The sequence below is a fragment of the Cognatundibacterium crateris genome, assembly GCF_010078235.1.
In the GTDB taxonomy this organism is placed as follows: Bacteria; Pseudomonadota; Gammaproteobacteria; order Burkholderiales; family Burkholderiaceae_D; genus Undibacterium; species Undibacterium crateris.
In genome coordinates this window covers 303,771-316,034 of sequence record NZ_JAABOS010000001.1, presented here as the reverse complement: position 1 = coordinate 316,034, position 12,264 = coordinate 303,771, and the positions used below count along the sequence as shown (strand labels likewise).

Below are 12,264 nucleotides of genomic sequence, written 5' to 3'. Positions count from 1 at the left end.
GTACAGTATGAGCCAGGCGGCAAGCCTCATCCTAGCAGAGAGCACACATGCTACCCACCACTTCAACCGCTGGCAGTTTATTTATTGTCGCTGCTCCGTCGGGCGCGGGAAAATCCACCCTGGTCAATGCCTTGCTGGCACAAGAGCCGCAAATCAAGCTATCCATTTCGTTTACGACCAGACAGCCACGCCCGGGCGAGCAGGATGGCCGCGAGTACCACTTCACCACAGCAGAGGACTTCCTGGAAAGAAAAGCACGTGGCGAATTCCTGGAATCAGCCGAGGTGCATGGCAATTACTACGGTACTTCACGCATACTGATAGAACAGCAAATGCGCGCCGGCACGGACGTCTTGCTGGAGATAGACTGGCAAGGTGCTCAACAGGTACGCAAGCAATTTCCTGGCGCAGTTGGTATTTTTATATTGCCACCATCGATTCCGGCGCTTGAAGAAAGACTGAAAAAGCGCGGCCAGGATGAACCACATGTGATCACACGCCGGATTTTGGCGGCAGGCGGTGAAATGGCGCACTCTCCTGAGTTCGAATATGTTATTATCAATCAGGACTTTGCCACTGCTTTGTCTGAACTGGTTGCGATCGTTAAAGCGACACGTTGCCGTTTCACGCAGCAAGCAGCCCGCAACATTGAGCTTTTTGCTCAGCTTGGCATTCATGCCAACCCCAACTAATTCCAGTACCTACCGCATTAAGGAAATACCATGGCACGTATCACCATTGAAGATTCTTTGAAACAGATTCCTAACCGCTTTCAGTTAACGCTGTGCGCAACCTATCGTGCACGTCAGCTGCTGCAAGGCCACACACCGAAAGTGGAATCCAAGGACAAGCCTACTGTTGTAGCGCTGCGCGAAATCGCTCAAGGTAAAGTCGGCATCGAAATGCTGAAAAAAGTTCCAGTGTAAGTCGCTGCACCTGCACTGACCGCTTTACACGAATTCGGCCGGGAGTAACAGAATGAACATTAATGATATTAATTCATCTCTGCTTACCATCCCGGCCGAATCCATTTCCGTTCCGCCTTCAGAAAATCTTCGTCCGTTGCAAGATAAAAAAAATATCCCGGCATCTAATGATGCGTCTGCCAAACCGACCGAACCCACACATACCGGCGTCGCTTCGACCAGTGCTTTAAGTGCACGGTTATCGGAATACATGTCCGCAGCTGACTTAAAGCAGGTCAAGGAAGCCTATCGTTTTTCTGATGAAATGCATCTGGGTCAGGTCAGAAAATCCGGTGAGCCCTACATTTCCCATCCTATCGCAGTGGCTGAAATCTGCGCTGAATGGAAGCTGGATGTGCAAGCCATTATGGCTGCCCTGCTGCATGATGTGATGGAAGATCAGGATGTTCAAAAAGAAGAACTGATAGAACGCTTCGGCGCACCGGTGGCGACTCTGGTCGATGGTCTGTCCAAACTGGAAAAAATCGAGTTTCAAAGCCAGATTGAAGCGCAGGCGGAAAATTTCCGCAAAATGCTGCTGGCGATGGCACGCGACGTACGCGTGATCCTGGTCAAACTGGCTGACCGTTTACACAATATGCGTACCCTGGGCGTGATGTCGCCTGAGAAGAAGCGCAGGATTTCACGCGAAACCATGGACGTATATGTGCCGATCGCGCACCGTCTTGGTCTCAATAATATTTACCGCGAACTGCAGGATCTGGCGTTCTCGCATTTGTATCCCATGCGTTACCGCACGCTGTCCAAAGCAGTCAAGGCTGCGCGTGGCAACCGGCGTGAAGTGGTTAACAAAATTCTGGATGCGGTAAATGACGCGCTGAAAACAGCTGAGTTACAGGCAGAAGTGTATGGCCGCGAAAAAACCCTGTACGGCATCTACCGCAAAATGCATGACAAACACCTGTCCTTTTCTCAGGTGCTGGATGTGTATGGCTTCCGCATCGTCGTCAAAGACTTCCGCGAAAGCTATTACGCACTGGGTACACTGCATGCGCTGTACAAGCCTATGCCAGGCAAATTTAAGGACTATATCGCCATCCCGAAAACGAATGGCTATCAATCCCTGCATACCACCCTGATCGGCCCTTACGGCACGCCAGTGGAGTTCCAGATCCGTACCCAGGAAATGCACAGAGTGGCAGAATCCGGCGTGGCAGCGCACTGGCTGTATAAGAATGATGAAGGCAGCCTGACCGATCTGCAGCAACGCACCCATGCCTGGCTGCAGTCTTTGCTCGATATTCAGAAACAAACCGGGGATTCGGCTGAATTCCTGGAGCATGTCAAGGTCGATCTGTTTCCTGACTCGGTTTATGTGTTCACGCCTAAGTCGAAAATCATTGCTTTGCCGCGTGGCGCCACCGCACTCGATTTTGCGTACAACATTCATACTGACATTGGTGATCAGGCGATTGCTACCCGCATCAACCATGAGCCGGTACCACTGCGTTCTGAATTAAAAAACGGTGATATCGTCGAGATCATTACTTCACCGAATTCCCGTCCTACTCCGAACTGGCTGACGTATGTGCGTACCGGCAAAGCGCGTTCGGCAATACGCCACTATCTACGCACCATCAATCTGAATGAGTCGACCGAGCTGGGACGCCAGTTGCTGGCTCAGGCTCTGGTTGCTGTGCATCTGAATCCAGACCTGCCGGCCAGCCTGATCGATAAGCTGCTCAATGAGTCCAGCGCGAAATCGATGGAAGAGATTTATACCGATATCGGCATAGGAAAACGCATGGCGGCGCTGGTTGCGCGCCACATCCTTGACCTGGTTGAAGATGACTCGCCGAATATTCCTTTCCAACAGTTTGGCGAACGTTCCAGTTACCGCCATGCGCCCGTGATTATTTACGGCAGTGAGGGCCTGTCCGTTCAGCTGGCACCCTGCTGCCTGCCGATACCGGGCGATGGCATCGTCGGTCAATTGAAACGCGATCAGGGTTTAGTTGTGCATACCGATGATTGCGAGCACGCCAAACGCCTGCATGCGAAAGAACCGGATCGCTGGATAGATGTGACCTGGGGTGAAGAACTGAATCGTCGTTTCGATACCAGAATTGCAGTCACGATCAAAAACGAACGTGGCGCATTGGCCAGAATCGCTGCCGAAATTGGAGAAGCCGATGTCAATATCAGCCACGTCAACATGGAAGATGGCGATGCCAATGATATGACGCATATCCATTTCACGATACAGGTGGACAGCCGCGCGCATCTTGCCAAAATCATGCGCAGTATCAAACACCTCAACGGTGTACATCGTATTTTGCGTGAGCGTGGCTAATGGCGATGCAGCACACAGGGCGGTTGTTCGCTGCACGCACTGTGGGCTGCGTGGCTGCTTCGCGCTGAGCGCAGCCACAGCGCCCTCTTTGCTACCGGGTCACCGCAGTTTATGACGGAAAAATTTATCCCTATCACTGATATCCGGCACCAGGCCGCCCCACTGCCAACTGCAGGGCTGCAGCAGACTATTACCGGACAATTGCTGGATAGCTTGCAGCGTCCTTTACGCGATTTGCGGATTTCAGTCACTGACCGCTGCAATTTCCGCTGCGTCTATTGCATGCCCAAGGAAATTTTCGATCAGAATTACCGCTATCTGCCGCATGCGGATTTGCTGAGTTTTGAAGAAATCACCCGGCTTGCGCGTATTTTTGTTGCGCATGGCGTAAAAAAAATCCGCCTCACCGGCGGCGAACCTTTACTCCGAAAAAATATTGAGCAACTGATCAGTATGCTGTCCGGCCTGCGTACTAAAGATGGCTCGCCCATTGATCTGAGTCTGACCACGAATGGATCACTGCTGGCCAAAAAAGCCGTCAGCCTGAAGAACGCAGGTTTAGGACGGGTCACGGTTTCACTCGATGCGATCAGCGATGAGATATTCAAGCGCATGAACGACGTTGATTACAGCGTGGATCAGGTATTGGCTGGTATCGCTGCGGCAGAAGCCGCTGGACTGGGACCGGTTAAAGTGAATATGGTGGTGAAGGCCGGTATCAATGACAGCCAGATTGTTCCTATGGCGGAGTATTTCAAACACTCTGCACATATCCTGCGCTTCATCGAATACATGGATGTCGGCGCTTCGAACGGCTGGCGCATGGGCGAGGTAGTCACTGCGGATCAGATACTGCAGCGCTTACAACAGGCGGGAATGCAATTGAACTCACTCGATGCCAATTATGCGGGCGAGACCGCGAGACGCTGGAAGCATCAGCTGTACGCGGGTGAAATCGGCATCATATCGAGTGTGACGCAAGCCTTTTGCGGCGATTGTTCGCGCATACGCTTATCGACTGAGGGGCAGTTGTACACTTGCCTGTTTGCGACCCGTGGCTATGACCTGCGCCCACTCTTACGCTCAGCCAGAATCAGCAGCGATCAGGAGCTCGCTAACGGTATAGCCAGCGTCTGGCAACAGCGCGACGACCGTTACTCGGAACTCAGAAGTGCCGGGCTGTCTACGCCAGGTTCAGGCTATAAAAAGATAGAAATGTCTTATATAGGCGGCTGAAACCCGACTGCCTGACAGCCCAATATCCACCAGCACTGTACAGTATGCCCCGCTTCATTATTCCAAGAGACCGACTATGCAGCCCTCGCCTGACTATCCCTTGCATTCTGTAACTGGCCTGCTGCTGGCGGGCGGGCGCGGATCGCGCTTAGGGAATTGCGATAAAGGCTTGCATCTGTTTCGCGGTCGCCCGCTGACAGCCTGGGTATGCGAACGCCTGCAGCCACAAGTGGCGGCTGTTCTCATTAATGCGAACCGAAATCTGGATCAGTATGCGCAGTTTGGCCATGCCGTTTGCAGCGATCAGATTAGCGGCTTTGCCGGGCCACTGGCAGGACTGCATGCAGGCTTACTGCAAGCAGACACGGAATTTGTACTCAGCGTAGCTTGTGACTCGCCTTTCATCCCGCTGGACCTGGCTGCACGCTTATATGCGACACTGTCGGCGCAAGCTGCGGATATTGCGATTGCTGCCACCCGTGAAATGGGTAAATCAGGATTGCAGCCGCAACCGGTATTTGCACTGGTACGCAAGCACTTGGCAGCCGATTTAAGCCTGTATCTGGAGAGTGGGCAAAGTAAAGCCAGATTATGGATGGAAGGGCAGCGCCTGGCGCTGTGCTATTTTCCAGAGTCGCTGGCTTTCACCAATATTAATACCGAACATGAATTAATCCTTGCTGAAAAATATGATGCATAGCAGCCCCCATCCAGCCCATGCTTCCTCCAGTGTCCCGAGTGTAAAGGCGGACAATAAAGCGCTGCTCAGCCTGAATGAGGCGAAGAAAAAAATCGCCAGTCTGACCAGACGCAAACCTGGCCATGAGACATTGGCTCTGACAGCCGCCTTAGGCAGGGTCTTAGCGCAAGATCTGATATCGCCAATTGATGTACCTGCGCATGATAATGCGGCGATGGATGGCTATGCGTTTGCTTCATCCGAAGCCAGCGCCACAGATGAAATTACACTCAGCATTATCGGTTCTGCCTTAGCTGGTGTGCCGTTTCAGGGACAGGTCAACACTGGAGAATGCATACGCATCATGACCGGCGCGGTAATGCCCAGCGGCTGCGACAGCGTGATCCCGTATGAGCAACTGTCAGCACAGACCGACACGCATATCACTCTGCCTGCTCATGCTGGCAGTCCTGGCGCACATCGGCGTCTGCGCGGTGAAGATTTACAGCGTGGCTGTATCGCGCTTAAAAAAGGACGCATACTTACACCGGCGGATCTGGGTTTACTGGCCTCACTGGGGCTCACAGAAATAAAAGTAGAAACACGATTGCGCGTCGCTTTCTTTTCTACCGGTGATGAAATTCTCACCCAGGGTGAAGCGAGTGAGCATGGCTGCGTGTATGACAGTAACCGCTACACCCTGCTTGGCATGCTGAGCCGGCTGGGCTGTGTAGCGATAGATTTGGGCATCATCCCGGATGATGCGGCACAACTGGAATCTGCCTTTCGTGCCGCGTGTCAGCAAGCCGATGTGCTCATTACTTCCGGCGGCGTATCGCAAGGCAGTGCCGACCTGACCCGGCTCACCATGAACAGGCTCGGTGATATCGCCTTCTGGCAAATTGCTATGCGTCCGGGCCGCCCTATGGCTTTCGGCACGATACATGATGGCACGCAATCTGCACTGTTCTTCGGGCTACCCGGCAACCCGGTTGCTGTGATGACCAGCTTCTATTTTCTGGCGCGCCCTGCTTTGCTGCAAATGATGGGGACTGAGCTGACGGAGCCCTTGCTGATTCCGGCAGTGACGACGAGCCAACTGGATAAAAAGTCTGGCAGAACAGAATTTCAGCGTGGAATTTTGAAAAGAAATTTACGTGGACAGTTAGAAGTTTCCGTCACAGGCACACAAGGTTCGGGTATATTGCGCTCTATGTCTGAAGCGAATTGCATGATCGTTTTACATCATCATCAGGATCAGGTCCAGGCTGGTGAAGTGGTTGATGTCGCCCTGTTCGAGGGACTGATTTAATCACACATGAACACACCGGCTAAGGGCTGTTTTTATTATTCATTTATTTCATGGAGATCAGATTGAAAGCAACAACATGGGTATTCGCCACATTGGCATCCTTAGGTTTACTGAGCGCCTGCGGCGGAAAAAGCAATCCGGCACCGACTGTACTCGCAACAGTCAGCAGCGTCAGCATAGATCAGGTTGCTTACCGCAAAATTGCCACCATCAAGGTGCAAGGTCAGAATCTCGATAAAGGCATTACCGTATCCAGCACCGGCTGTGCAGCTGTCTCAGAATCAGCCGGCGGCACCGCCACGCAACGCACTTTCACTTGTAAGATCATTACCGTAGGCAGTGTTACCACGAATGTGTTGAACGCCAATAATGTACTGGCCTATCAGGCGACCATGACTTCTGTGCTGAATGCACAACCGCAGGTAACACTGGGCACGTCTATGGGAAATATCGTGATTGAGCTCAATCCTGGCAAGGCTCCGGTGTCAGTCGATAACTTCCTCAATTATGTGGAAAGCGGCTTTTATGTCAGTAAGATTTTTCACCGTGTAGAAAAAGACCTGGTGGTACAAGGTGGCGGGTATACCAAGGACTTGCAACCCGCCAGCGCGTCCGCACCCATCGTACTGGAATCCAAAAATGGTCTGAGCAATGTACGTGGCACCATAGGCATGGCACGCACCAGCGATCTGAATTCCGCAACGGCTCAGTTTTATTTCAATGTAAAAGATAACAGTGCAGCCTTCGATTACTCAGCAACAAATGCGGGCTACGCAGTTTTCGGTAAGATTATTACCGGAATAGAAATCATGGATGCAATCAATGGTGTGACCGTATCAAATCAGGGTGGCTTAACCTTCGTACCGGTCACGCCTGTCCTGATTACCTCAGCAACACGGACTCAGTAAGCGGATATAGTTAGTTTTACTACTGGCCCATAGCGGGCTGTCATCTAAGGAGAATCGCAGTGAAAACAAAGTATGCAAAGTTGTTATCTGGTCTGTGTGCTGTCTTACTCATGGCCTCAGCGGTACAGGCCAAGGACACTCCTAAGAGCGCGGCTGCCGCTTCCGCTACGGCGGCCAGTGCTAAAACTGAGCTGCTGGACATCAACAGCGCCAGCAAAAAAGACTTATCCGGCTTGCCTAAAATCGGCGATGTACGCTCTGATGCAATCATCAAAGGTCGCCCTTATCGCGGCAAAGATGAACTGCTCAGCAAAAAAATCATTCCTGAAGATGTGTATAACGGCATCAAAGATCTGATCATCGCCAAACAAAAAACAACTGAAAAGAAATAATTTGATTTGCAACCTGGCCGTGGCGCTTATACTTCTTTAAACAGAAAATAATTCCACTGCCAGGTTACTTTTCCAAGGCGTACTTCCCACTAGTGTGAGCTATGTTACGTACGTATCTTTTTCCCTCTCTCATTTCTACCCTGATTTCGCTCATCAGCACCTGTGCCTATGCAGAGGACAGCCCTGATGAATTGCACTCCGCAAGAACCCAACTGACCGGCTTTGGTACGCTGGGCATTGCACATAGCACGACCAGCCAGGCTGATATCGTCAGAGACTTATCCCAAAGCAGCGGTGTCGGCGCCAGTGGACGTACCAGTCTGGCGCTGGACAGTAATTTCGGACTGCAGTTAGATCACCGCATCAATGAGAGTACAGAAGCGGCTATTCAACTCTTAGCCAGAAAAGCTGACAGAGATTTTGTGCCGGAACTGGCCTGGCTGTATGCCGCCTATACCCCGAATGACAGGCTGAAACTACGTTTGGGCCGGGTGGGCTTTGATGTCTATATGCTGGCTGACTCACGGCAGGTTGCCTATTCTTACACCTGGGTGCGGCCACCCGTGGATTTTTTTGGCAGTCTGATCGTTTCTTATTTTGATGGTGCGGATGCTGTGCTGTCTTTTCAGGATGCGCAACAGGGAAATTATCAGGCCAAGTTGTATGCCGGTTTTGCGCGCGGAAAAAGCTATACCGGCCACGCAGACTATGACTTTTCACTGAATGGTTCAAGGATACTTGGTGGCCACCTGGCTTATCAGCGCGGCGCCTGGAGTGCCAGACTGGGCTATAGCCAGTTGTTGGTCAAGAATGAGTACGCATCCTTAGTCCCCGTCCTTGACGCCCTCCATACTGCCCCCTTGAATTTGCTGATACCGGATGCGGCGCAGCTCAGCGCTCAGCTCGGTATGCAAAACAAACGCTTCCGCTATCTGTCCGCTGGCGTGGCCTACGATGCCGGACCGTTGCAGGTTCAGGCCATGTTCAGCCAGACCAGTACCAATAGTCTGAATTTCCCCGACAGCTATGCGGGCTTCCTGTCCGCCAGTTACAGAATGGGGAAATGGACACCCTATGCAACGCTGTCCGCTTCACGCCCGGTTTCGGCACAGATACCGCTATTGCCACCGGTCAATGCACCGGCTGAGATCGTTCAGCTATACAAAGATCTCAACAATGGCATACACAGCCAGCGTAACTCCCAATCTACCCTAAGCCTGGGCCTGCGTTATGACCTCAGCGACTCATCGAATCTGAAACTACAGATCGACTATATCAACAGCAAGGACAAATTACTGGTACGCAAGGAGGCGCCAGACTGGAATGGGCGTGCAACACTGTTGAGTGCAAGCTATAACTTTGTGTTTTAGTGATGATCAGAGTACTCGCCCCCCTCCTTATCGCCGCTATGTTGCTATTCAGTGAAAGCAGCCATGCGGAATTAGTCGTTATCGCTAATCCGCATAGCGGTATCGACAAGCTGAGCAAAGATGAGGTCATTAATTTGTATATGGGAAGAACCCGTAAACTCGCGAATGGCATGAACGCTATGCCGATAGATTTGAACAGTTCAGAGAATGAAAAAGCCCAGTTCTATGCGCTGTTAGTCGGAAAAGAAGTCGCTGAAATTAACTCTTATTGGGCAAGATTGCGTTTTTCTGGCCAGGGCTCGCCACCTGTGCAGGCAGAATCGATGGAAGAAGTGCTACGCATCGTTGCGGAAAACAAGACGGCTATCGGCTATGTCGATAAAAAAAAGCTGGATAAACGGGTCAGGCTGATTTATGTTTTCGATTAGATTTCTATTGTGAAACTGTATAACTGTGTACTCAGGCTGATGGCATCGCCTGAAAAATAAGAATTCATCTCTGTATGCTGTACATCAGATAGCCGGTGTGCTGGCACTATGCCAGCTGATTCCGTGCAGATGATGCAGTGCACCCAGCGACTATCGGCGATTATGCGAGAACTATTCAGAACCAGTATCGTGTTCCGGAGTACCAGCATCGTGCTGGGCATTACGCTATTGATCGGTGGATTATTTTCCACCGTCAGTTACCTGTATTTTCTGCGTGCTGAACAGAAACTGGCAGTGCAAATTATGCATGACTTACTGAACTCTGTTGAAAATACCGCACAGATAGCCTGCTATTTATCCGATGCCAATCTGGCCAAAGAATTAGTGCAGGGACTGAGTAAAAATCCCGATATCCGTCAGATTGTGATCTACCAAAAAGAACATGTACTGGCCAGCTTCCGGCGCGACTCAAATAGAAGTCCTGGTGCTATCGATAAATTTTTGTCGGTCACCGGGACATCCAACCGGATACAAAGAAATATTCATTCCCCCTTCAACGCCACGGAACAAGTCTGTACCGTCGCAATGGAAACTGATCAGGACGCGATACGAACACAAAGTTCGGAAAAAGCCAGTTTCATCGCCTATCTCTTGCTGCTGCAAGCCATTGCGATTGCGCTCATTGTGGCCGCTCTGATACTGGTGCTGATCACACGTCCGATTATGAGTATTTCTTACCGTCTGCATCGCTTAAGGCCAGAAAAAGGTGAGCTGCTGCAGTCACCGTCTTATCATGGGTCTGACGAGCTGGGCACCCTGGTCAGCGATGTGAATCAACTGATAGGCAATCTGGTCAACACCCTCGATGAAGAACGTCGCCTGCGCATTCAGCATGCTTTGGGGGAGAGAAAATACCAGACGCTGTTTGATAATGCAGAAACCGGCATTTTTCAGATCAATCCGGAAGGACAACTGCTGTCCTGTAATCAGGCCTTGTTGCGCATGCTCAGTATCAGCAGCATCGCAGAGCATGACACCGTGCTGTTAAAAGCTCTGGAGGGACAGGAGTTAAGATTACACCTGATGATAGATCAGACGACACAAACCGCGCAGGCAGCGTCCGAAGACTTCCTGATAGAAACGGGTCAGGGCCTACGTCAAAAGAAATGGATACATCTGGTGATACATTCGGCTGAAAACGGCGTACTACAAGGTCTGATGAATGACATCACTGAGCGCAAACTCAATGAAGAACAGGCGAATCGTCTGGCTGTCACCGATCATTTGACCAATATCCATAACCGCCTGGGTTTTGAAAGAGAAATGAGCCGTCTGGCGAAAGAGAATGCACGTCATGCAGGCTGTGATTTTTTCCTGCTGTTGATCGATCTGGACAAATTCAAAGACGTGAATGACAGCTATGGGCATGCTGCCGGTGACAAGGTACTCATGCATTTTTCCGCCATTTTGAACGCTAGCTTACGAAAAACCGACTTTATCGCGCGTCTGGGTGGCGATGAGTTTGTGGTTTTACTCAGAGGTGTGAGTGAATTAGAAACGGCACAAAGAATTGCCGACAAGATTATCCAGCTGACCCGGCAACCGATTTCTATTTCGGATAACGAACAAGTCACTATCGGCGCCAGCATCGGTATCAGCTTCACCCGTAACCAGGAATTCGCGCCTGCCAGTCTGATAGAAAGAGCCGATGAAGCGCTGTACACCGTGAAAAAGAGTGGCAGGAATCACCATCATTTTTCACCCTCCTGAGCCTGAACCTGTCTGAGGCCACAGTTCACAGCGGCACATCAGGCTGGCCACAGCCAGATAAAAAGCCAGAAAAGTTTGAAAAGTCCGCTCCGGGATAATATACTGTATATTTAATCAGTATATTATCCCGGAGCGCTGAAAAGCGCCCTGCTTTTCAGCCGCTATCATGTCTACTCTTGAACAACTTCATCCTGCGCTCTGGCGCGCCAATCAGCTGGCGCATGGCGATCTGGCGACTACCGACACCGGTTATGCCGTGCTGCGTGCAGAACTGCCGGGCGGCGGCTGGCCCTTGGGACGCATGACAGAAATCCTGAGCGAACCGGGGAGCGCTGCGGAGATGCGGCTCTTACTGCCTGCCTTAAGTCAGATACGCTCCGGTCCGATTGCCTTACTGAATCCACCGCATATACCGCAGATAGCGGCCTTTACTGCGCAACAGATCCCGGCTCAGCGCCTGCTCTGGCTGCCGACGCAAAAACATCAGGACAGCCTGTGGGCGGCAGAGCAAATCATCCGTCATGGCAGTTGTGCCGCACTCTTATTCTGGCAGACAGCGATACGCCCGGAAGCCTTACGCCGCCTGCATTTGCTGGCACAACAGACGCAGATGGCGTTTTTTATGCTGCGGCCGGCACACGTCGCCAGCAATCCCTCCCCTGCCTTGCTGCGGGTGCAGGTACACAGTGTTTCCTATGGCTTACAGGTACAAATACTGAAGCGGCGCGGCGCACAGTCTGTCGCTTCCTTGCCGCTGTATCTGCCGCAGCATCCTTATCTGGCTGGTTTAAGTCATGATCGTCCGCAAGGTTTGCCGCAGGATGTCGCACGCAGCAGCCAGGCGGCACGCGACATCCTGTCGTCCTGACTGTGAGCCTGCGGCGCCACCC

The 12,264-nt window shown here is 51.6% G+C and carries 12 protein-coding genes; all 12 read left to right on the top strand.

All coding sequences use genetic code 11. From position 1 onward, the window contains the following. Window positions 1–47 precede the first annotated feature (47 nt). The 12 genes from gmk to imuA all read left to right on the top strand — a co-directional run bounded on the left by gmk (window position 48) and on the right by imuA (window position 12,242). Window positions 48–692, top strand: a complete 645-nt coding sequence (gene gmk, locus EYB48_RS01340) for a guanylate kinase (RefSeq protein ID WP_162018476.1) — start codon at window positions 48–50, stop codon at window positions 690–692. A gap of 30 nt (window positions 693–722) precedes the next feature. Then, window positions 723–926 (top strand): DNA-directed RNA polymerase subunit omega, encoded by a 204-nt coding sequence (gene rpoZ, locus EYB48_RS01335; protein ID WP_162018475.1) that lies wholly within the window; start codon window positions 723–725, stop codon window positions 924–926. 250 nt (window positions 927–1,176) lie between these two features. Next, window positions 1,177–3,279, top strand: a complete 2,103-nt coding sequence (locus EYB48_RS01330) for a RelA/SpoT family protein (RefSeq protein ID WP_235934861.1) — start codon at window positions 1,177–1,179, stop codon at window positions 3,277–3,279. Window positions 3,280–3,390: 111 nt separating this feature from the next. After that, window positions 3,391–4,515, top strand: a complete 1,125-nt coding sequence (gene moaA / locus EYB48_RS01325) for a GTP 3',8-cyclase MoaA (protein ID WP_162018473.1) — start codon at window positions 3,391–3,393, stop codon at window positions 4,513–4,515. Between the two features lie 76 nt (window positions 4,516–4,591). Beyond that, window positions 4,592–5,215, top strand: a complete 624-nt coding sequence (mobA, locus tag EYB48_RS01320; protein ID WP_162018472.1) for a molybdenum cofactor guanylyltransferase MobA — start codon at window positions 4,592–4,594, stop codon at window positions 5,213–5,215. Next, the gene (gene moeA, locus EYB48_RS01315) at window positions 5,205–6,506 is read left to right on the top strand and encodes a molybdopterin molybdotransferase MoeA (protein WP_235934835.1); all 1,302 of its coding nucleotides are present in this window, start codon (window positions 5,205–5,207) and stop codon (window positions 6,504–6,506) included. Before mobA ends, moeA begins: the two co-directional genes overlap by 11 nt. Before the next feature lie 62 nt (window positions 6,507–6,568). Beyond that, the gene (locus EYB48_RS01310; RefSeq protein ID WP_162018471.1) at window positions 6,569–7,414 is read left to right on the top strand and encodes a peptidylprolyl isomerase; all 846 of its coding nucleotides are present in this window, start codon (window positions 6,569–6,571) and stop codon (window positions 7,412–7,414) included. A gap of 59 nt (window positions 7,415–7,473) precedes the next feature. Continuing rightward, window positions 7,474–7,806 (top strand): ComEA family DNA-binding protein, encoded by a 333-nt coding sequence (locus EYB48_RS01305; RefSeq protein ID WP_202927624.1) that lies wholly within the window; start codon window positions 7,474–7,476, stop codon window positions 7,804–7,806. Window positions 7,807–7,907: 101 nt separating this feature from the next. Continuing rightward, window positions 7,908–9,176, top strand: coding sequence for a porin (locus EYB48_RS01300; RefSeq protein WP_162018470.1), 1,269 nt, complete (start codon window positions 7,908–7,910; stop codon window positions 9,174–9,176). A gap of 38 nt (window positions 9,177–9,214) precedes the next feature. Then, a complete protein-coding gene (locus EYB48_RS01295) occupies window positions 9,215–9,604 on the top strand; it encodes a hypothetical protein (RefSeq protein ID WP_235934833.1) in 390 nt (129 codons plus the stop codon). Window positions 9,605–9,766: 162 nt separating this feature from the next. Next, window positions 9,767–11,374: a sensor domain-containing diguanylate cyclase gene (locus EYB48_RS01290; protein ID WP_162018468.1), complete on the top strand. Its 1,608-nt coding sequence runs from the start codon at window positions 9,767–9,769 to the stop codon at window positions 11,372–11,374. A gap of 166 nt (window positions 11,375–11,540) precedes the next feature. Continuing rightward, window positions 11,541–12,242: a translesion DNA synthesis-associated protein ImuA gene (gene imuA / locus EYB48_RS01285; protein WP_162018467.1), complete on the top strand. Its 702-nt coding sequence runs from the start codon at window positions 11,541–11,543 to the stop codon at window positions 12,240–12,242. Window positions 12,243–12,264: the final 22 nt, after the last annotated feature.

What these genes read in the sequence shown, in the direction of transcription:
- gmk (WP_162018476.1), top strand. Translation starts at nt 48, where the DNA reads ATGCTACCCACCACTTCAACCGCTGGCAGTTTATTTATTGTCGCTGCT.
- rpoZ (WP_162018475.1), top strand. Translation starts at nt 723, where the DNA reads ATGGCACGTATCACCATTGAAGATTCTTTGAAACAGATTCCTAACCGC.
- EYB48_RS01330 (WP_235934861.1), top strand. Translation starts at nt 1,177, where the DNA reads ATGTCCGCAGCTGACTTAAAGCAGGTCAAGGAAGCCTATCGTTTTTCT.
- moaA (WP_162018473.1), top strand. Translation starts at nt 3,391, where the DNA reads ATGACGGAAAAATTTATCCCTATCACTGATATCCGGCACCAGGCCGCC.
- mobA (WP_162018472.1), top strand. Translation starts at nt 4,592, where the DNA reads ATGCAGCCCTCGCCTGACTATCCCTTGCATTCTGTAACTGGCCTGCTG.
- moeA (WP_235934835.1), top strand. Translation starts at nt 5,205, where the DNA reads ATGATGCATAGCAGCCCCCATCCAGCCCATGCTTCCTCCAGTGTCCCG.
- EYB48_RS01300 (WP_162018470.1), top strand. Translation starts at nt 7,908, where the DNA reads ATGTTACGTACGTATCTTTTTCCCTCTCTCATTTCTACCCTGATTTCG.
- EYB48_RS01295 (WP_235934833.1), top strand. Translation starts at nt 9,215, where the DNA reads ATGTTGCTATTCAGTGAAAGCAGCCATGCGGAATTAGTCGTTATCGCT.
- EYB48_RS01290 (WP_162018468.1), top strand. Translation starts at nt 9,767, where the DNA reads ATGCGAGAACTATTCAGAACCAGTATCGTGTTCCGGAGTACCAGCATC.
- imuA (WP_162018467.1), top strand. Translation starts at nt 11,541, where the DNA reads ATGTCTACTCTTGAACAACTTCATCCTGCGCTCTGGCGCGCCAATCAG.